Origin of the sequence: Bacteroides sp. AM23-12, from assembly GCF_003434395.1 — a bacterium.
Lineage (GTDB): Bacteria > Bacteroidota > Bacteroidia > Bacteroidales > Bacteroidaceae > Bacteroides > Bacteroides thetaiotaomicron.
The window spans coordinates 286,869-309,649 of sequence record NZ_QTLF01000002.1 but is presented as its reverse complement, the minus strand read 5'-3'; the positions used below and the strand labels follow the sequence as shown (position 1 = coordinate 309,649).

Sequence of the window (22,781 nt, the reverse complement as noted above, 5' to 3'; positions counted from 1 at the left end):
AGTTGCTGAATCATATTCATATATAGGTGCTGGAATGATTCAAATACGTATAATTTTAAGTTATCTGTTCAAAGTGGGATAAAAATCATTCAGAAAGGTTTAAAAATAGACCACATATGTTTGTGTTAGTCTTAAATTAATATATTTTAAGGGATTTATGAACAGTGATAGCTTTCTTTATTTTAATATTGCATAGAAAATACGTCTTTATATTTAATTCTACTATGAAACATCAAATAAAATTCTATATAGTACTGTTTTTTATTCAATTGTTTTCGTGTGCCTTTGCACAACAAATGTCGGTATCTACACTTCCATTAAATAATTATTTGCCGTCAAGTACTGTTTTACGGGTTCATTGTGACCGGGAAGGCTTTTTGTGGCTAGGAACCAAAGATGGCTTGTGTCGTTATGATGGCTATCGATTACTTGTTTTTCGTTCTGGGTTGAAATCACCGGATCTTTTGACGAATAATGAAATTACTTGTATTGCGGAAAATAAAAATGGATATTTATTTATAGGAACTAAAAAAGGGATTAATATACTGGATAAGCGAACTTATCAGATAATACCAGTTATACACAATGATTTGAAAGATCAAGAGATTCGGACAATGATAGTGGATAGTGATGGATGGATATGGGTTGGGACGTTAACTTCTGTTTTTCGTTGTTCTGCCGATTTCTCATTTTGCAAAAGATATGATTCTACTTTACCTGTTACTAGTGTGAATTCTATTTATGAAGATGCAGATAAGAATATTTGGGTAACTTTATGGGAAAGGGGATTACATCGATATAATTCAAAAACAGACTCATTTATTGCTATGCCTCATATTGGAGTTTTAAATAATCCATTTAAAGTTTTTCAAGATAATAAGAAGCAACATTGGATTTTAACATGGGAAAGCGGGATCTTTTTACTTTATCCGGAGGAGAAAGATGATTTAATGTATAGTCATGTGGATATTAAAAGTAATGAGCATTGGGACATGAATGGTTGCTTTAGTATTACTCAGGATGATAAGTATGGTTATATATGGATTGTATCTACACAGGGACTTTATGCACTTCAAAAACGTCCTGGAAATATAATTAATACTGTGGATATATCTCATATTTCTTCTAAGTTAAATAATATTTTTAGTGAAATAGTAAAAGATAAGTCAGGTAATTTATGGATTGCTGCCTTTAATGAAGGAGTATCAATGATTGATTTAAATAAACCTTTAGTACAAAATTACTCTTTTCCAGTTATTCGGGAAAAGACGGGATTTGTTACAAATATAAAGAACATATATGAAGATAAGGAAGGAGATTTATGGATAGACCAGAATCGTTGGGGAATAGGAATTTACAATCCGGATTCTAATAAACTTCTCTTTTATAAAGATATTCCTTCTCTAAAAAACATTACTAATTTGAGAAATGTAAGCTGCATTACTTCTGCTCCATTGCTTAATGAGATATGGCTGGGGTCTGAGTATTATCCGGAAATTTACAGGGTGAAGAAGGATAAAAAAGAAATAGAACTATTGGGGACTTTGAAATTAACTGATTATGTGGATAATTCAGGATTCCCGCGTTTATTTTATACTGATAGTAACCATAACCTTTGGGTGGGAACAACTAAAGGTATTTTGGTTAAACCGGCAAACGAAAAGATACTTCAAGATGCTAAGTTTCCATTTGTAGATATAATAGGAATTGGAGAAGGTAAAGATGGTTCTCTATGGATTAGTACAAGAAAGCAAGGCGTGTATAATGCAAAAATATCCTCTGATCTGACATTAGAAGAGAAGAATTTAAGAAATCTGAAGACTCACGCAGAGGGAGTAATAAGTGATAATATTGGAGCAATCTGTGTGGATGATAATGGCTTGGTGTGGATGGGTAGCCAGGATGGGGATGTATTCACTTATGACCCTCAAACCAATAAAGTGGAAAACTTATCTGATATGTTTGATATGCTTGAAGAAGGTATTTTTAATATTATAACAGATCAGTTGGGACATATTTGGATTTCTACCAATAAGCGGGTAATTGAATACGACCCTAAAAATGGTGGTATCATGGATTACTCGACAATGACTGATGTGATGGTAAATTCTTTTATGCCTAATTCTTATTATAAAACTCGTGCTGGGAAAATATTATATGGAGGAAATAAGGGAATCTCAGTATTTACTCCTTATGATCATTTGTCTGATAATCCTCGTAGAATTAGAACGATGGTGGCAGATGTTAAGATAGATGGTGTTTCTAGTCTTTTGGAGAAAAACAACCAACGTTTTAATTTAAGAAGTCAGATCATTTCTTTAAATGCAGGAGATAAAAATATTGAGATAGATTTTTCTTCTTTAAATTATGCGTTTCCTGACAAAATTAAATATGCATATAAAATGGATGGAGTTGATAATGATTGGGTGTATGTCAGAGGCGATCGTCAATTTGCATTTTACAATCAATTACCTAAAGGTAAACGTACTTTTTATCTAAAGACAACTGATGTAAATGGTTTATGGAGCAATTATATAGCAGAAGTTCAGGTGTTTAAACAGCCTGCTTTCTATGAAACATTGTGGGCTTATTTATTTTATATTGTGTTTACACTTTTATGTCTGTATCTTTTCTATCACAGGATGAAGCGTCGTATTCAGTTGCGGCACGAACTGAGAATAGCTCAGATAGATAAAGAGAAGTCAGAAGAATTGGTGCAAACAAAATTACGTTATTTCACAAATATATCGCACGATTTATTAACTCCCTTAACTATTATTACTTGTTTGATTGATGATGCGGAAATGACGAATGGTAGTCGGATTTCGCAGTTAACTATGATTCGTTCTAATGTGAATAAATTACGTAGACTATTACAGCAAATTTTAGATTTCCGTAAGGTGGAAAGTGGGAACATGAAATTATCTGTATTAAAAAGTGATGTCATATCATTTATAGATGATGTTTGTAAGATACACTTTACTCCATTGATGAGAAAGAAAAATCAAACCTTTACATTTTTGACTGAAGATAGACATTTGATGGCTTATTTTGATAGAGATAAATTAGATAAGATAGTATCTAATTTATTATCTAATGCTTGTAAATATACAGCTAATGGTGGAGATATAAAATTAATAGTAGATTCATATTGGGAGTCTGAATATCATCATTTACGAATACAGGTCGTTGATACCGGAGAAGGTATTGCTCCTGCTGATTTGGAGAATGTTTTCAAAAGATTTTATACAATAAATAAAGGAGATGAAAGTGAATCTAATGGGATTGGGTTATCCTTAACAAAGGATTTAGTGGAGTTACATCATGGCACTATTAATGTTGAAAGTGAATTAGGTAAAGGAAGTACTTTTACTGTAGATCTTCCCATTAATAAAGATAGTTATCAGGAAGATGAATTAATATCAGAACATATTTCGGTAAATGGCATAAATACGGATCTTATTTTAGAGAAAGAAGAATTGATTGATTCAAAGGTTGGCGAAGGCGAAGATATGCAAATAGCTGACGTTCATTTGTTATTGGTGGAGGATAATGAAGAATTGTTGTTTTTGATGGAGAAGATTCTGTCCAAGCATTATCATGTACTTATTGCAAAAGATGGATTAGAAGCTCTGAACGTTATAAAAGATAATGAAATAGATATTATTATAAGTGATGTGATGATGCCTGAAATGGATGGTTTAGAGTTTTGTCGCGCTTTAAAGTCAAATTTGGAAACCAGTCACATTCCTATCATATTATTAACAGCTAAAAATACCGTGGAAGATCGCATTGAATGTTATAATGCGGGAGCGGATGGATATATATCCAAGCCATTTGAATTAAAAATATTAGAGGCTCGTATTAATAATTTTATAATGCATAAGAAAAACAAACAAGAAGAGTTTCGATCTAATGTAGAAGTCAATATTGATTCTTTAGAACCTTCTTCTATGGATAAAGAGTTTTTGGATAAAGTGATTTCTGTTATAAAATCAAATATGTCGGAAGGAGATTTTGATGTGGTTCAATTAGCGGATGCATTAGCTGTGTCTAAGTCTTCTCTATATAGGAAAATGAAAATAGCAACAGGGCTGTCCCCCATTGAGTTTATTCGAAATATAAGACTAAAACATGGTAGTCAGTTATTGAAGGATAAATCAATATCTGTAGCAGAGGTAGCTTATGAATGTGGATTTTCTAATCCTAAATATTTTGCAACTTGTTTTAAAGAAGAATTTGGTGTAACTCCAAAGGAATATCAAAAATCTTGTTAGGATAAAAAATAATATGAACTTAAAATGCACAAGTACGTATCTTAATGGAAGATGCGTACTTTTCTATATATCAATGATCTATCCCTTTTGAATGATTTCTGAACTTATATTGAACGATTTTTAGACCTATGATAGTTAATAGCGATTATGGTCCAATTTTGGAGGTTTTTGAATGATTAGAGAACTTCTTTCTACTGGATAACTCGCACTTTTGTGATGCATTTGATGCACAACTAATACTTATTTGGTCTAAATAACTTTATAAATCTAATAGTATGGTGATAATTTTACCTAATTTCTTTTTGCAGAAGCCTGTTTGTCGTTTGCTGGCTGTCATGGGCTTTTTAGGATTTAGTGGAGCGATAGCGTCTCAATCAAGTTCGCCTGTGAATATTGATTCTGTGGAGACCTATATGAAAAAAGACTCTTTTGAGAAGAATGTAGGATCTCGTTTCGTTACTAATCGTAGTATAGACTCCTTTGGGGTGAGTGATACTGTTGATATCAGGATGTTGCAGCGCTCTCAATTTTTATCTATTCAGCAATTACTGAAAGGGAATGTGCCCGGTGTATATGTACAGGAAAATAATGGAGAGCCTGGTACCATTCAAAGCATGCTGGTTCGTGGCTTATCTTCACCTGTCTTTTCTAATAAAGATGTGTCCGGTGTTCAGCCGACAGTTTATTTGAATGGCGTTCCATTGATGCTGGAAAATAGCTATGTGTACGATATCAAACAGTTTGATATTAATCCGATAGGAGCCGCTGCCAATATGCTGGCGGGATTGGATATATCTTTCATAGAGTCAATCGAAATTATCAAAGATCCGCTTCAGCTTGCCAAATTAGGTCCTTTAGCTGCTAATGGTGCCATCTGGATAACAACCAAAGACGGTTATTATGGTGGTGAAAACGTCTCTATCGGAGTTTCGGCAGGGATGGCCTTTGCTCCGTCTTCGGTTCGTATGACGAATGGATCATACGAAAAAGCATTCCGTCAACGTTTCTATGATACGTATTCTCTTACACCGGGCAAACAACCCGATTATCTTATGGATACAAGAGATGTACGTTATTTTGGTAAACCGGACTGGGCAGACGATTATTATCAGTCATCACTCTTATATAATGTAAATGCTTCTATCGGTGGTGGTTCAAAAAAAGCGAATTATGTATTTACACTCGCAACGACAAAAGATGCGGGAGCAGCGGACAATACCTCTTATACGAAATATAATATTGGCTTTGCCTTGAATATGGTTCCTTTGGATGGCTTGAATGTTAGTACAATTATTAATGCCGCTAAGATAGACCGTGTCAGGAATCGGAATTTCAGAGACAGGTTTGCTGAGATGGAGTATATGGTTGATTTTTCAACTCCGCTTGCACCTGCCGGCAATTTGTATAATGACTTTTTAATATCCAATGATTTGACTAAAGATGATAATTATAACAATTTACTGAATGGATTGTTGGCTTTGAGCTATACTAAGCAAAGATTCAATGCTACAGCCAGCATCAAACTTGATTATACAACAAATGTTCGTCGCGCTTTTTGGCCTATGGCTTTGTTGGAGTCCGTCAACTTTGTCTCTAACTATTCAGGATACAATCAACGGATTATAGGTGAAACTTCAGCGAGCTATTTGTTGCCTTTAGCTGATATTCATAAGTTGAATATTCAGTGGAATGGCTCTATAACCAGCGATTTGTATCACTATAATTATACTCGTGCCTATGATGGTGATGATGATATGAAGCCGACAACAAGTACCGGGAACTTCAAGCAGTATCGTTATGTTGATCGTTTGGAGAATAGGTGGGTATCGACTTCAATAGCTTTAGATTATAAGTATAAGAACTTGCTTAATGTGGGATTATTGGCAAGATACGACGGAAATTCCGCTATCCAGTCGGATCACAGATGGATGTTTACACCCGCTGCCTCTGCTGAATGGAATTTAAAGAATCAATTTTTTACAGGTAGTACTGCATTGTCTGGATTGTCTTTGCGTGCATCTTATGCACGAATAGCCAAATCAGTCCAGTCCGATAGATATGAATTAGGTCCTCAATACTTGGCTACAAGTATCACATGGAGTGGCGAACCGTTACTTTCCTCAGCTAATGGATTTGCAACAATCACTCGTCCGTATGCATCGGGTTGGGTTGGTTATGATTTAAAGCTTCCCTATTCTGATAAAATGGAGCTTGCTTTGAAAGGTTCTTTTTTCGACAATCGCATTATTGCGGAAATAAGTCTGTATAAGAATTATGAAAAGAATTTATTGACATATTTGCCTGTCACTCAAGAAATGGGATATGAGTATAAACTGGCCAGTGGAATGGATATCAGTAATCAGGGATTGGAATTAAATCTTTCGGCATCCATTTTGAAGAACACTCCGTTGAAGTGGGATTTGTCTTTCAATGCAAGTTATAATAAGAACAAACTAGAGAAACTTCCCGAAAACCAGAAGACAACTGTGATAGGCGACCATAAACTACAAGTAGGACAGTCAGTTGATGCCTTTTGGGTGTATCAAAATAAAGGCATTTATACAAACGACTCAGAAGTTCCTGTTATGAATGGGAAACCACTGAACGTAAATGGAGTTCCTTTTAAAGCAGGAGATCCTGTTTGGACAGACGTTGACGGAAACAATCAGATTAACGACAATGACCGTGTGCTGACCGGACATGCCATTCCACCCTATACAGGAGGATTGACTAACCAGTTTGCTTATAAAAGATTCGATTTCAGCTTCAATCTCTTCTTTGCTTTGGGGCATAGTGCTTTAAATCTGCGCGATCAACAACGTTACGACTTTGCGACTTTGGATAATATTCAGTCCTTGCAGTCTGTTAAAGAGATTTTCTTTTGGCAAAACACTAATCAGTGTGACGATTATCCTATATACAATCCGCAAAGCAGTGTTCATCCTTACCGTGCAGAACAGGATTTGTTCCTTGAAAAGCTGTCATACCTGAAACTGAGAAATATAACTGTTGGTTACACACTTCCTATAAAGAAAGTTGGTAGTAATATACCTAAAAGTTTGTATTTCTATCTGACAGGATCTAATCTGTTATCTTTCAGTAATTTTTCAGCAGGTGATCCGGAATTAGTAAACTTCAATGGCACCTATGACGGGTATTCGCTTCCCATTCCTCGCTCAGTTTCACTTGGATTGAGATTTAAATTCTAATTTACGTTTAATTAAAGAATAAGAATATGAAATTATTTGTAACAGCATTAATATTATTCAGCTGTATTTCTTCTGGTTATGCGCAAATAAGTGATGAGGAATTTGATTCTGAGATTGATAAATTATTAAAAGTCCGAACTGAAGATCTTTGGCAAATGTATGAGAAACATAATAATAGGCGTGTAGAATTAGAAAAAGAGTTATTTGCAAAGAAGCAGAAAAATAATATAACTTCCGATGAAGAAAAAGAACTCCGTAAAAAGATTGCAGTAGAGAAAGATTCTTTGGAAATGAGGAATAAAAAGCTGGCTGTTATTCGTCAACGGTCGGATAGTTTAAGAATTAGATGGGTGCGTGGTGTGTTGCCGCCAAAAGAATCTTCTGCATTTGTAAAACGTCTTTTAGAGATAAATGAAGAAGGTGATCGCCACAAGTTTTTTCCAGAATATATACGAACTGTATGGAAGCAAGATTCTATAGCGGGTATATCTGAAAATGTTCGATCTAGACGTATTAAGGCATTTTTGCAACTTTTTCGAGTGTATGAACAAAAAAATGTACAAAAGCCTAAACTTATTAGAAAAGTTAGTGGCGGGAAGATAGAATTTTAAATTTAAACCAATTGTTAGAATGATATAAACTCTTTTATTTGGTACTGCACGAGGTGGTCATAATTTTACCATGTCTGCAAAGATTTATCGATATGGAATACCTAAAAGGATAGATTAAAAAAATAATACTTATGAAGAATTATAGTATAATAAAAGTGAATAATGTGGCTACATTGCGGTTAGCTCTTTTCTCCGCACTTGTTTGTCTATTTCTGCAGTCCTGCAATGACTTTCTAGATGTAGATCCCAAACATGCAGCTTCGGAAACCCAACAATGGAAGACCCTTGAAGATACTCGATCAGCATTGATGGGAGTATATGGCTTGACACGCGCAGCCTTAGCCGATAACAATACTCATTGGATATGTGGTGATTTGCGGAAGGGGGATTTTACGGTTTATAAGCGTAGTGACTTACAAGCTGTGTCTGATAATGAATTGAACAAGCCATACGACTTGTTGAAGAAAGTATCTAACTGGAGAAGATTTTATGCGGTAATCAATGCGGCATCTGTTTTTATGGAAAAAGCTCCACGAACTGTCGAACTTGACCGGTCGTATTCTGAACAAAACTTGAAATATGACATTGCTCAAGTACGCGCTTTGAGGGCATTTGCTTATTTTTATATGGTAAGAATTTGGGGAGATGTGCCGTTAGTCACCTATTCTTATGATAACGGAACTTTTCCGTCTATGCCTCGTACAGACGCTCAAACGGTGCTGAGTTATGCTAAGGCAGAACTGTTGACAGCTATAAAGGATTTACCCTATCAATATGGTACTCAAACGAATTTATATTATGGTTCATATGGGGCCCAATGGCAGGGAAAACTGTTCAATAAGTTATCTGCATACTCTGTATTAGCTCACATCTGTGCTTGGCAGGGAAATTATGCAGAAGCCGAGACATATTCTGCATTTATAATAGACCATGCATCTGAGATTAATGCAAAATATACTTCCATTACCGATTTGACTTCAGAAACAGGGCTGTTTTACTCGAATGCGAGTGTAAAAGGTTCGAGGATTCTTGGATTTAATTTTGCTCACAATGATAACGAAGCAACTCAAAGCGGACATCTTGAACAGTTGACTTTAGCTTATCCGTTGGTACAAAAATCCTATCCTGAAATATACGTTTCAAAGGACAGCTTATTTTCGATTTTTACCAATTTCGATGACTTGCGGTTTGGAATCATGGACACCATCAAATATTCATCCTATTATGTTCAGAATTTGAATGAAGAAATTCCGGTGTTCAGTAAAATAAAGATTATTCAGGATGGATCGGCGAAAGACAATGATTTTGGAGTCTTTGGTTCGTCAATTGTTTTCACTCGTCTTGAAGATATCACCTTACTACGGGCTGAAGCATTATGCGCACTAAATAGAAGCACAGAAGCTGTATCCTACCTGAATATGGTCCGAACAAATCGTGGATTGAGAGAAGTATCCTTTAAAAAGGATTTTGGGAATAATCGCGAAAGCTTAATTGCCGAGATATTTGAAGAGCGTCGCAGAGAGCTTATGGGAGAAGGCTGGAGATGGTATGACCTTGTCCGTCGGCAAAAGCTGATGAAAGATAATGAGACATTCTTGCGACTGATCAGCAGTGGTGGAATCTACTGGCCGGTATCGGAAGATATCATTACTGCTAATTCACAGATTGAACAAAATGAGTTTTGGAAATAAAAAGAAAACGACAATGAATAAGATACTATTTATTTTATGTCTGACTTCGGCTTCCCTTTGGATGCTGTCTTGTACAGATTACGAAGTGGCTTCATATCCTGAGGAAAATGAAACCGAAGTATTTAATGGAACCGTTCTGGATTATTTGTCCACAGGGAATGAAAGGCTGAATTTGAAATTTGATTCTATGATGGTTCTTGTCAACAATATTCCCGATTTCATACAGCAGATGGAACAGACGGATGTGCAATATACAGTTTTTGCCATACCGGATGCATGTATCCGTTCCTCGTTGGCGCAACTTAACGAGTACCGTAAACAAAAGGAGTTGGGTGAAGCGATTTATTTGAGTGATTTATTAATTGAACCGTTTGTTGTTAAAGATACGATCGTTAATGTTGTAACACCGACTTTAAATGATACGATCATTAACGAATATCATTACGATTATAGAGCTGACCTTGAGCGAATGTTATGCAAGTACATTATTAAAGGTAGTTACGATACCGATAATATTCTAGCCAATGAAGGAAATGTCTCCTTAAATTCTTTGAAGTACAATTATCAAATGAATATAGAATGTTCTCGTAAACCGGCATCCGGATTTGTGGGTGGAGGAGTCAAACAGCTTATTTTCAGTGATATGAAAAGCTCTCAGGTGAAAGATAACTGGAACAGAGTTTCTACAGTATGGAATGATGTTTATACAAATAATGGTATCATTCACATCCTTTCTCCACAACACAGTTTCGGTTTTGATGAATTTATTTACGTATTTAATAATTATGGCAATGAATATAAGAAGTAAAAATATTGCGCTGCTGTTTTCCTGCGTATTATTAAGCATATCGTGTGTCGATAAATATTTGCCGGATAGTTTGGATGCTTTCGACAGAGACGTCAATTTTACTACAAAACTATATCGTCCTCAGCTAGGAAAAAACTCTTTGATGTCCGACAACTTTTCATCGGGTAATTCAACGCTTCCTCTTACTTTCGAAATATCACGAATCGTGAGGGCCGATGGAAGTCCTGCACCTGAATTGACGGAATATTTCCCGGTAAAAGTTTGGAAAACTCCATATATGGGTACCGAAAAGTCTATAGAAGAAATAGAAGCTAAAAGAGAAATAGAATATCGTACTCTTTTTCAGGTTAAAAAGCATTCCGGAGAATTTATGATGTGGTCCAATGCCGAATCTTCTTTTGTGCAGTGTGCTCCGAGTGACGGTTATATTTTTGATGTGCTGGTGAAAAACTCTGGAGGATATAAAACTTTTACCGATATGCAGCTTATACCTGTCAGAGAAAGTGATTACGAACCGAGTATATACGATCCGGAAACAGGGTTGGTGCAGGGACAGGACTATGTTACACCCAATTCGTTAACCCTTTTTCAAACAGAAAGTGGAGACTATATGTTTCCTGAAGATGTACATATTTATTTTCGTGAGAATCAGGATAATGACGATGATGTAAAAAGTTTGACTTTCCGTTTTTATGGACCGGATTATACACCGATCTCACCATCATCTTTTAATCAGACAGACTGGGCTAATCTGATTCATGGTTTTAATATGGAGAAAACCGATGAATATGTAAAGTACGATGTCGTTTATCCGATGCCATTGGTTGAAATGAAATCAAAATATACCAATAAAGATGGTAATAGAATAAATGTCAATTTCTTATACGACCGTATTACAGCAAGTGGTTATCGTATGACATCCACTATGTCATTTGAATTTGCGATATACAAGGAAGCTCATTGGGAGATAATAGTTGTATTTACAGCAGGAGCCCCCTTGTTTGAAGATGGAAAATAACTAATTAATACCATGATTCTAATATGAGAAATATATTTAAATATGGCTTATTGGCTATGGCGATTGCCGTCACCTCAGTTGGTGTTCGGGCTCAGGATATTCCTGTCAGTGGTGTAGTCAAAGATAAAAGCAATAATACTACATTGCCTTATGCTTCTGTTATTGTTAAAAATGAAAGTGGAAAAACTGTGCCTCAACTTTCAACTACAACTGATGACGACGGAAGATTTTCTACAAAAGTAAAGAGTGGTTATCGACTTGTATTCTCTTTTCTGGCGTTCGACAGTCTTTCAGTCAAAGTAACTAAACCCTCAGAACGCATGCAAATATATTTGAGTCCGGTTGAGAACATGATTGAGGAAACGGTTGTGGTCGGATTTAAAAGAGTTAGCAAAGCTGCGGTAACAGCATCGGTTACGGTTATTAAAGCGGAAGACTTGGTTAATACCCCTGTTGCCAATCCGATGGAGTTGCTTCAAGGGCGTGTTCCCGGGTTAAATATCCAGGTGAATAATGGTACTCCCGGAGGTCTTCCAAGTTTTTCAATTCGAGGAGTCTCGGATATTTCCGTTCAATCTTCCGGTGATGGCGAGTTTATGATGGGACTGACTCCTCCTTTGTTTGTTGTTGACGGTATACCGCAGGAAGACGTAACGGGCTATGATGCAGCTGGTTTGCTGTCAGGTGCGACAGTCAGTCCGTTGGCTATGATTCCACTTGAAGATATTGCGAATATCCAAGTATTGAAAGATGCAGCTGCAACCTCTCTGTATGGTTCAAAAGGTGCTTACGGAGTAATTCTTATAGAGACCAAAAGAGGAGAAACAGCCAAACCGAAAGTTTCTTATTCAGCTAACTTTGTAGTCAAAACCCCACCGAGGTTGAGAGATGTACTTGCAGGCGGGGCGGAGAGAGCGCTTAGAATTATGCAAATTTTGGGAAATGATACATCCGCCTATCACGGATATAATGAAATCCATAAATTGCAGGCACTGTCAGATAGCTTGAATCCTTATTACAATAATAATACGGATTGGCAGGGTGTCTTTTATCAGACGACTTACAATCAAACTCATAATCTTAGTTTCTCTGGTAAACCCAATGAGAAATTTGACTATAAGATCAATGCAAACTATTATACGGAAAAAGGAATTGTGAAAAACACGGACTTTAACCGATACGGTATCAGGGCAGCAGTAGGATATAAGCCTAATGATAGATTTCATTTGGATCTAAATCTTGCCACTACATTAACCCGAAATAGTAATGGTAGCGGAAATGCTTTCTCACAATCCGGCGTAGCCGCAGGTTCGGCAGCTTCTTCCTTGTTGCCTCCACCGTCTATGTATACAGCTTCCAATTCTGCATTGTCTGTTTTTTCTGTCCAGGCAGATAATCAGAATGTAGTCTATGATGCAAGTATGAATATCATGTATCTGTTGCCATTTGATATAAGATGGAGAAGTACTTTAGGATATAAATACGGAACTGTGGAGAATGAGAAATTTACGCCGGGTATTTTGAATGCCAATAGGGCTACTTGGAATAACGGTAGTGAATATAGTTATAATATGTATGTTCGTTCATTGTTGTCAAGAACCGTAAAATTGGGAATTGTAAATTTTGATTTACAGGGAGGTTTTGAACTTTCATCCGAAAAGTATAGCGGTAACTTTATTATGCTGAATGGATTGGCAAGTGACCATATATGGTCGTCCGGTATGCCGTCCATGGCAGCTGGAAGGTCGAATTTTTCAGATAAAAAGAATACGTTTGCACTTATTATAGATCCTCAGTTATCGCTGCCTGGTGGGAAATACGTATTTACTCCCAATATTCGTCCTGAAATAAATTCATCTTATGGGTCGCAGGCGAAATGGGCAATAAATCCTTCATTAGGATTTCGCTGGAACTTCAGCCGTGAATCTTTTGCTAAAAAATGGAAGTTTCTGGATGCCGGAGCTCTTCGTGTAACTTGGGGACGTAGTACCACTTATAAAGCTAGTATTTATGATATATGGGGAAGTTACAATCTGAGCAAAGATACTTATAATGGAGTTTCTATTATTCCTATTGATAAAAACGCTATGCCGAATCCGGATTTGAAGCCGGTAACGTCAACATCATGGAATCTCGGAACAGACTTATCATTCCTTAATAATAAAATTATGTTCGTTGCCGAGGCGTATTACAAACAAATTGACAATCAGCTAAGTTCGATAGAGTTGGCTAACCACAATGCTTTTAATTCCGTAAGAAGTACGAAAACGAGTCTGGTTAACTATGGATTGGAGTTTTCGTTGAACGTCCGTCCGTTGTCAAGGCAAAGTAATTGGGATTTGAATGTAGCGACTTCACTGGCAATTAATAAAGACGTGATCGCAAAGCTGCCTAACGAGGTGCGGCAGATTATTAACAGTGATGCGGAAGTGGTGAATAAATTAGGTTCTAACGCGATGGGGAATTATCTCTATGTGTATAAAGGCGTATATGCGACTGACGAAGACGTGCCTGTTAATCCGCTGACCGGAGAACGCTTGCGGATGGGAGGGAATACTTCTACTCAAGCATACTTTAAGGCGGGAGACCCTATTTGGGTGGATGTAAATGGTGATTATATCATCGATGAAAAAGACAAAGTGATTGTAGGTAATTCACAGCCGCGAATGACCGGTGGTATTAGTATCAATCTTCGTTATAAAGCGTTTTCTATCAACACTAACTGCTCGTTTACGTTGAGACGTGATATTATCAACAAGGCTCTGGCAGACCGTTTTAGGGCTTATGGAACACCTGTAGCAGGTAAGGTGAACCTTACAGGTAGTGGAGCTTTAACACCTATTGAGGCATATAATTTCTGGACAGAAGATAATATCTATGCCCAATATCCTAATCCGTTTGATTATACCCGTTCAAGTATTATTCAGCCTTTCAGATACGACCAGACATTGTTTATGGAAGATGGCTCTTATTTTAAAATTAACGGTATATCTGTGGCTTATACTATTCCAAAGAAAATGCTGGATTTTTTTAGGATCAGCCGATGTCAGCTTAATTTTAGTATGAACAATATTTATACTTTCTCCAAATATTCAGGCATCAATCCCGAAAATGTAAACAATTTGGGATATGACACATCCGGTGGTTATCCCAATGGTCGTACTGTGACATTTGGTGTCTCAATGGATTTTTAGATGAACGATTAAATATAGAAGAATATGAAAAATATAGTTTTAATAATGACTTTGATAGTATCTTGCCTGTTTGCCGGTTGTGACTCGCTTGCAAATAAGAGTGAAGATAAATTATCGGGTGATGATTTTTGGGCGCAGGGAAATGAGACGAATGCGGAAGCTTTTTTGTTGAGCATATACAATTCGTTTCGGAATGCAACAATGTCACAACGTCCTTTCCTTACGTATAGCGGAGATATGCGGTGCGCTCCAATAACAGCCTACAGCACTGGGGATAAATATGTAGCTTATTTAGCTAACAACGATATGGGTGAATTGCGTAATACATATCCCGATGATGCTAGGGGCGGTTTAATAATGCAATGGGATGTGTTTTATACTGCTATTCAGGATGCCAATATTCTGCTTGCTGAAATAGACAAAGTGCCCGGCATGGATGAATTGAAACGGAGTCGTTTTAAGGCAGAAGCTATTTTCATGCGTAACTTGTCTTATTTCTTCATCGTAAGGGCTTTTGGAGATGTGCCTTATTATACAAATGCCTATAATGAAGCTCCCTTGCCAAGAACCAATATGGTTATAGTTTTGCAAAATTGCCTTGCTGACTTACAACCTTTGCTTGACGATGATCCGGGAGCGGAAGTACTACCATGGTCATATTCATCTTATTCGAGCAAAGGGATTAGAGCCTCCAGAGGTTCTGTCATTGCGCTGATGATGCATATAAACTTGTGGCTTGTACAGTTTGATGCACAAAATAAAGAGCAATATTATAGGAATGTTGTTTCGCTAGGCGAGGAACTGGAACGTAACAATGGAGCTTATTCATTACTTGATATAAATAGAAGTTCCGTGATTTTCGCAGGAGGGTCAGACGAAGGCTTGTTTGAGATTGCACAAAATATAAATTTCAATGAGATATTTATGATGAATGCAAAGTTTTCTGATAATGTTTCCTATTCCTGTCTGAACAAGTCTACACCAGTGTTCTGTTATTCAGGAGATTATCTAATGAGTCTGTTCCCTATGTATGAAGATGATGCGAGAAAAGAATTATGGTTTGACGAAAAGATATATTCTACTTCGGTTTCAAGTTCTGCTCCTAAGGAAATCAAGAAATTTTGGAATATTGATACTTATGGAAACGGAACAATTACGTCCAACTCCGGCAATCAAATAGTATTCCGTTATGCAGGTGCACTTTTGTTGTATGCTGAAGCTCTTGCCGCTTTGGGGACTAACGATACGAAAGCCTGCGAATTACTCAACCGGGTCCGCAATAGGGCACATGCTTCCGAAATAAATACCTCGGGTAGTGAACTGATGGATGCTATTTTCTGGGAACGCTGCAGAGAGCTAATCGGTGAAGGACATTACTATTATGATTTGGTTCGTACAGGAAAAGTGTATAACAGAAACTATTGTATGAATCCGATGACGCGTACTAATTTCAATGTGGGGGCATGGACATGGCCTATTCATCGTAATGCGTTGAAAAACAACACACAGATTGGATTGAATTTATTTTGGGAGTAACTCTGATAAACTTAAAATGTATAGATATGAAAAATAATATCAAATTATGGAAGAAAATTGTCGGATGTTGCCTTTTGGCAGTACTCATGTACAATTGTGCCGATGATAGTTATTTAATTGATGGTGGAAAAGCAAACCCTTATTATAATGGGAATATGATGCAATATTTGGAATCAAGACCCGATTATTTTAAAGATTTGGTGGAAGTCATCCGGCTGTCCGGTATGGAAGATGTTTTTGAAGACGAACAAATTACCTTTTTTGCACCTACCGATTGGTCAATCCGTGGTAGTTTTAATTATCTGAACCGTATTTGGTATCGTATGGGGCATGATAGCATCAAGAGTTTTAGTCAGATAAAACCGGAAGTCTGGCGTGAAATGCTGTCAATGTACATTGTAAAAGATAAATATTTGCTGAAAGATATACCTCAAATTGATACGACTGCCATAGCAGCCTATCCGGGACAGGCATTTTTATCTTATGGTCAGCAGCCTATGAATATGGGTGTTGTTTATTATGATGCAAACAATGTAAAATATGCCGGTGCAAGACAAATCATATACTCTTATGTCTATGATTTCACTATAGGAGATATGAAAAACGCTTATGTAGCAACATCTGATATACAACCGACCAACGGAGTGGTACATGTACTCAGATTAACCGATCATGCATTTGGTTTTGAACCATATCTTTTCGCTACCAAAGCTATAAATGCGACAATAGAAACAGAACCGGATAATTAACTATAAATAAAGATAGTACAATGAAACATATTACCATCTATTCGTTAATGATTGTTTGCTCCGTATTCACTTCGTTATTGGTAACATCCTGTAACAGTGATCTGAACAGCAATATTAAAGATGATCCGTACAGTGGTGGAAAAGCTCCGCTTGGAATCGGTTTGCTGGCTGAATCTCCTTCTCCGGAAAGCGCTTATCCCAATGATACGGTTGTATTCAAAGCAAAAGGGATGTTGAACTGGTGTGATCCGCAATCAGGACGTTACGATTTCAAGTTCTATATTTCTGATGAAGAAACTAAAATTGTAACTGCTACCGACACGACAATCACCGTGAAAGTACCTGGAAATCTTAGTTCGGGTACGGCTTATATTGTATTGAAAGAACAGGTTTTCTATGGACCTCGTCTCACTGTATTAGGAAATATTAAGATAGATCAGTCATACGGCTTTAAAGGCACTTCGGGGCCTATTTACGATTGTGCGGAACATTATTCAAAAGCACGGGTATATTATCCAGTTGGCGACTATATGCAGGCCTACTACAATGAAAATAGCTCGCAGAGTTTTTCTTGTATATCTATGGTTTTGACAGACGGCTCTGTATCGGGAAAATGGGTAACTGACTTCAAACTTGATCCTGGTCAGGGAGCCGGCATTGATCTGGCCAATCCGGGAGTGACAGATATTGAATGTTACCTTAATTCATTTACTTATTTTCCTAGTGACCACAGGGTTCTTCTGTCGGGTAAATTTTCAGAATACGGCTGGGATAAGTTGCCGGTCAATAACATCACGATAGCTACTAATGAAGTAGCCTCGTATTATAAAATTGTAGCGCTGCCTTCGAAAAAGAATAATACAAGCATAAATTGTAAGATACCGGTATTCAACGGGGGAACTCTTGAAGCGCCTGTCCGTACATTTATAACTTCCAATGAGAAGGTGGTAGCAGTAGGAAATATTACAAACTACTGTCGTATTAATACCGAAAAATCCTATGCTGAGAGTATGGTTTTGGATTATTCGAAGGTTGCAAGTGTATTGCGTATGTCAAGGACTGGAGAACTTGATGATAGCTATCGCAGGGATGCAGAAGGAGTTATCGGGCAGATTTTAGATGCTTGTATGGTCGAAAGTGACGGTATTGTCATAGTAGGGACATTCAGCAGTTTCGATGGACAGTCTGTGAAGAATATTGTGAAGTTGAATGCCGAAGGTACCCTTGATGAAACTTTTATGAAAAACATCGGTACGGGCGCAAATGGAAGTATTACTAAAATCCGGTACAATAAAAACAAAAAGAAAATCCTTATAACTGGGGAGTTTTCTGAGTTCAACGGTATTCCTGCACAGAGTGTAGTTATGTTGAATGATGATGGCACACGTGATGAAATTTTCAAGATCGGAAAAATGGAAGGAGGATTGGCCAATTTTGCCTGTCTGCTTGATAATGATAATATTGTTGTTTCAGGTGCGTTTACGAAATACGATGGTGTAACTCGCCGTGGTTTCCTTATATTGGGTCGTGATGGAAAGGCGCTGCAACAATTTAATGTACCGGGCATCTTCCAGGGTGAACTCTACAAAGTAATTGAAACTCGTACTTCGACCAATTCAAACGGATTGCTGCTGCTTGGTGATTTCAGTCGTTTTGATGGTAATATGGTTCGCAATGCGATAATGATAGAAGTTGATTATGAATAACTTATTATGAAATACAATGGAAAAGTTGATAAAAAATATAATGCTTTGCCTGTTTGCTGTATTTGCATTCTCGTGCAATGAGGAGATGGAAAGGCTTTTGACTGATGATTATCCGGAGTCGGGTACTGAATATACTACGGGACACGTATTGATGGTGGTTATCGATGGTGCATCCGGAATAGCCGTTAATGAGGCGTACAATACACGAAAGGCTCCAGTTATCCGCTCCATGACGGATAAATCTTTGTTTACTTTTTACGGACTTGCCGACAATGAAGAAGGGGTAAGTAAAGAACGTGGATGGGCAAATTTGCTGACCGGAACAACAAAGAACGGGCTTGATGTCAATCAAGGAATTGACGAACTCGAAACGCCTTCTTTTCTTCAACGATTGAAAGAGGCGGATGAAAATCTGAAAGTTAGCTTTTATTCTTCCGATACGGAGTTTTTCGGAGCTTTCGGGAGTGTTGCCGATACTAAAAGAAAGACTTCGGCCGACAGTGAAACCGCTGATGCTCTTATTGCTGAAATCAATGATGAAACAATCTCGGATATCGTAGTTGCACAGTTCGGCGGTGTTCAACAGACTGGTGAGCAACATGGATTCTGGAGCAATGAGACAACTCCTACCAGTGAGGTTATTGATGCGATTTACAATGTAGATGCTTTCATCGGTAAAATAATGAAAGCACTTGAAGCGCGTCCGCGTTACGTTCAGGAAAACTGGCTTGTAGTTATTACATCTTCTTATGGTGGTGTTTATGAAGGTAATGTAACTCCGGCATCGTTGTATGATGATCCGCGTCTCAATTCTTTCATGATGCTCTATAACAGTCGGTTTGCATCCAAATTGTTGCAAAGGCCGGGCTCGGATGAACTACAATACAAATTCTATAGTCCTTATTTCGTCGGTCCCGGACAAAAAGCGACAACAAATGCCGTTATGACTGGAAATACCGAGTTTTTTAATATGGGTAAACGATGGAGTTCCAATCCGGATGAAGAGGTGGATAAAAGTGGATATACCATTCAGTTTAAAATGTTTGATAAGCACGGCGACCCCTGGGGTAATAGAAATATAATATCGAAAAGATATCAAAAAGCGGGTACAGGTTGGCAGCTAATGTTTTCTAATAATACGCAAGTCGAATTTGCTGCTAATTTTAAAGAGGGTTCTTCGGTTTTCCGCTTACCATCTACGAGACGTGACGGATCATGGCATTCTTATACGCTAGTTATAAAAGAGGTTGATGATACCCAGAAAGGTGACTCCATCTTATTTTATCTTGACGGTAAGTATCAGATGGGATGTAAGATAGACGGCAGTAAAGATATGTGGACAGATGCGCCTCTTGCCATCGGACATACGTTTTCTCCGGACAGACCTAGTCAGGCAAATCTATATATAAACGATCTCCAGTTTTACAACGTTGCTCTACCTGCTGATATTATTGCGGAGTATCATTGTACTACAAAACTGGACCTTTTGGGTGAATTATATCCGTATTGGAATAATCTGGTGGGTTATTACCCCAACGATCGCGAAGATGATATCGGATTATCTTATTTGGAAGATTATTCGAAATATACATCAAAAGATAAAAGATTATACTTCAATAAACCGGTTGGTACGTTTGCGCCTACCGATGATTACGTAACGCGCAGGCAGGAGAGTATTGTAACGGATAAGGTATGCCCACTTATAGACGATTCCTACTATAAAACGGTTCTTAATACAGTCGATTTATCCTATCAGATTTTTCAATGGTTTGGAGAGCCGGTTGATTCTTCCTGGAATTTCGATGGTGAAGGCTGGGCATTAGATTACGTTTCTTTAAATAATTAAATTAGAATGCAATATGAAATGCTTTAATAAACTAAAAGCCGACTATGCAGTTTTGCTGTCATTCATTTCCTGTATGTTTTTTATGGGAAGCTGCAACATTGCTTATCAATATGATATCGAAAGCGGGACAGAGGATGATACCGCCGATTCTACCAATGTAACCATAGTAACAGGTGAAGGAATCGATGTCAGTATGTATGAAAGTGCCCGTATTTTTCCGGGTTTGGTAGATACTTTAGTCGATAATACTGTCAATACACTGCTTGCGCTTGATTTAAGCAAGAGATACATTCCTGCATACGATCTTGACGTGCAACAAGTTCCTCGTCCGATATACAGCACCGGGCTTTATGCCGGAGCAGGTGAATTGATTACTATAACCATTAATGACAACACTATGGGGTTGACGGTTATCATCGGTTCTCATTTAGATGATTTGACGGATATTTCTCCCTACTTGCGTTTGCCGGTAGTTACTACTTCGAAGCAACTGTTCCCGGGAAAAAACACGATTCGTAATCCTTTGGGAGGTATGATATGGATCGAAAAAAGCAAGGATGTGAATGGCAGTGCGGATTTTGTTATGGAGATTAACGGGGCTTATCGTTCGCCTGATTTTATTGTCGGTTCTACTGATGTAACAGCGTGGGTTGAGCAGTTGCGTACAACGACTGTACCGTGGCTCGAGTTGCGTGGCCGGCATGTCGCTTTTTCCGTTCAGCGTGAGCGATTATTGGATATGATAAATGATGATCCTACCATTGCTGAAAAGATGCCGAACACACTGGAAGCATGGGACAATGCTGTCGAGACCTATTATTATAACTATTACAGTTTGCAGGTTGGGGCACAGGATTTTTCAATGCGTGCTCCCGATTTTCCTGAGCGTGTGGTGCTGGATGTGGAGTTGTTGGACAATCTGTATATTCGTAATGCCGATTATGGTGTAGTGGCATTGAATACAAATTATCTGTTGAATGAGCTGGCTAGCTATCAAACGTTGAAATCCGGTAATTCTGTTGCTATTTTTAATGCGTTATATAGAAATTACTCTTTCAGAGATATAAAATCACCCTGGTGGAGCGAAGTATCTGATGCGGTAAAAGCAATTCCCCTATATCGCATGGCTGAGAAAGGATTAAGAGAGGATGGGTATCCGATGGGACCGATTTTCCCGGAAGAAGGCAGTAGCATTGCGGAGCAATTCCCCAAAGCATTGGCATATGCAGATACCGATAGTAGCCGCTGGTTTGTATCTGATATAAAGTCGGAAGTACGGCCGACATACGCATTGGCAAGCCTCGTTCAATTAGCTAACTACAAAGATGACGATTGGGCTTTTTATATAGAGTTGAACCGTATGATTAAAGATAAAATTTCCATAGATCATTCTACTTCTACCTATTTCTTTAAGGCTTTATGTGACTATTTTAAGGAAGATTTTTCACCATTCTTTGAGCATTGGGGCTATTCGCTGACAGACGAAGCCCGTAGTTATGCATCGAAATATCCGCTGATGGATAAAGCCATATGGAAATACTCGCCTCTGGCAGAAAATCCATCAAGTGGTGTGGTTGATTTCCCAAGTAACGGGTATCACTACCGTCATAATCGCGCTGACTGGGAGATTTATGCACTGGATGCAAATGGAAGCGATAACTTTAATTCAGGGCAGTCGCCAGACCGATTGCTGGACAGCGACAAATCAACAGGATGGACTTCATATTACAACAACGATACAAGTACTCCGCCACTTCCGTATTATTTGTTTATTGATATGAAAGAGACGACAGATGTTAATGGTGTATTTCTGGCTGGCAACAACTCAGACTTTGCGGCAACTAAGCTGATTATCGAGACTCCTGTCAATCAGGATATTATTAATGATCCGCTTGACGAAAATATAGTTTGGAGGGAAATTGTGCAGATTGATTCCATTGCACATCCCGAGTTGCCCAATATTAAAAGTGAGGGTTTCTATGATTTTCCGTCAAAAGAACAAGTGAGATATCTGCGTATAAAACTTCCTGAACCTAATCGTAATGATAACTGGAATGAAACAGATATGTCTCGTTTTAGGTTCAGAGTACAGTCGTTTACCGAGTTTGGTACATTTTATTATAAACCGTAAATTTA

At 37.7% G+C, this 22,781-nt stretch carries 12 protein-coding genes; all 12 read left to right on the top strand.

Annotated elements, in window-relative coordinates:
• Positions 1 to 224: 224 nt before the first annotated feature.
• The 12 genes from DW640_RS03410 to DW640_RS03355 all read left to right on the top strand — a co-directional run bounded on the left by DW640_RS03410 (position 225) and on the right by DW640_RS03355 (position 22,776).
• On the top strand, positions 225 to 4,277 hold the full coding sequence (locus DW640_RS03410; RefSeq protein WP_117577351.1) for a hybrid sensor histidine kinase/response regulator transcription factor: 4,053 nt from the start codon (positions 225 to 227) through the stop codon (positions 4,275 to 4,277).
• A gap of 275 nt (positions 4,278 to 4,552) precedes the next feature.
• Positions 4,553 to 7,486 carry a SusC/RagA family TonB-linked outer membrane protein gene (locus DW640_RS03405; RefSeq protein WP_117577349.1) on the top strand — a complete coding sequence of 978 codons (2,934 nt, stop codon included), beginning with the start codon at positions 4,553 to 4,555 and terminating at the stop codon, positions 7,484 to 7,486.
• Between the two features lie 26 nt (positions 7,487 to 7,512).
• The gene (locus tag DW640_RS03400; RefSeq protein ID WP_016267932.1) at positions 7,513 to 8,097 is read left to right on the top strand and encodes a hypothetical protein; all 585 of its coding nucleotides are present in this window, start codon (positions 7,513 to 7,515) and stop codon (positions 8,095 to 8,097) included.
• Positions 8,098 to 8,228: 131 nt separating this feature from the next.
• Positions 8,229 to 9,788, top strand: a complete 1,560-nt coding sequence (locus DW640_RS03395) for a RagB/SusD family nutrient uptake outer membrane protein (protein ID WP_074858601.1) — start codon at positions 8,229 to 8,231, stop codon at positions 9,786 to 9,788.
• 13 nt (positions 9,789 to 9,801) lie between these two features.
• Entirely contained in the window at positions 9,802 to 10,596 is a 795-nt protein-coding gene (locus tag DW640_RS03390; protein WP_055299636.1) for a hypothetical protein, read from the top strand.
• Positions 10,580 to 11,614 carry a DUF5007 domain-containing protein gene (locus tag DW640_RS03385; protein ID WP_016267929.1) on the top strand — a complete coding sequence of 345 codons (1,035 nt, stop codon included), beginning with the start codon at positions 10,580 to 10,582 and terminating at the stop codon, positions 11,612 to 11,614. The genes DW640_RS03390 and DW640_RS03385 overlap by 17 nt, the downstream gene beginning before the upstream one ends.
• 23 nt (positions 11,615 to 11,637) lie before the next feature.
• Positions 11,638 to 14,808, top strand: a complete 3,171-nt coding sequence (locus DW640_RS03380; RefSeq protein WP_117577347.1) for a TonB-dependent receptor — start codon at positions 11,638 to 11,640, stop codon at positions 14,806 to 14,808.
• Between the two features lie 24 nt (positions 14,809 to 14,832).
• The gene (locus DW640_RS03375) at positions 14,833 to 16,344 is read left to right on the top strand and encodes a RagB/SusD family nutrient uptake outer membrane protein (protein WP_055217368.1); all 1,512 of its coding nucleotides are present in this window, start codon (positions 14,833 to 14,835) and stop codon (positions 16,342 to 16,344) included.
• 26 nt (positions 16,345 to 16,370) lie between these two features.
• Positions 16,371 to 17,093: a fasciclin domain-containing protein gene (locus DW640_RS03370; protein WP_008766181.1), complete on the top strand. Its 723-nt coding sequence runs from the start codon at positions 16,371 to 16,373 to the stop codon at positions 17,091 to 17,093.
• A 20-nt stretch (positions 17,094 to 17,113) separates the two neighbouring features.
• On the top strand, positions 17,114 to 18,799 hold the full coding sequence (locus DW640_RS03365; RefSeq protein WP_117577345.1) for a DUF5124 domain-containing protein: 1,686 nt from the start codon (positions 17,114 to 17,116) through the stop codon (positions 18,797 to 18,799).
• Between the two features lie 16 nt (positions 18,800 to 18,815).
• On the top strand, positions 18,816 to 20,645 hold the full coding sequence (locus tag DW640_RS03360; protein ID WP_229072567.1) for a LamG-like jellyroll fold domain-containing protein: 1,830 nt from the start codon (positions 18,816 to 18,818) through the stop codon (positions 20,643 to 20,645).
• Between the two features lie 13 nt (positions 20,646 to 20,658).
• Positions 20,659 to 22,776, top strand: a complete 2,118-nt coding sequence (locus DW640_RS03355) for a M60 family peptidase N-terminal accessory domain-containing protein (RefSeq protein ID WP_117577344.1) — start codon at positions 20,659 to 20,661, stop codon at positions 22,774 to 22,776.
• Positions 22,777 to 22,781 lie beyond the last annotated feature (5 nt).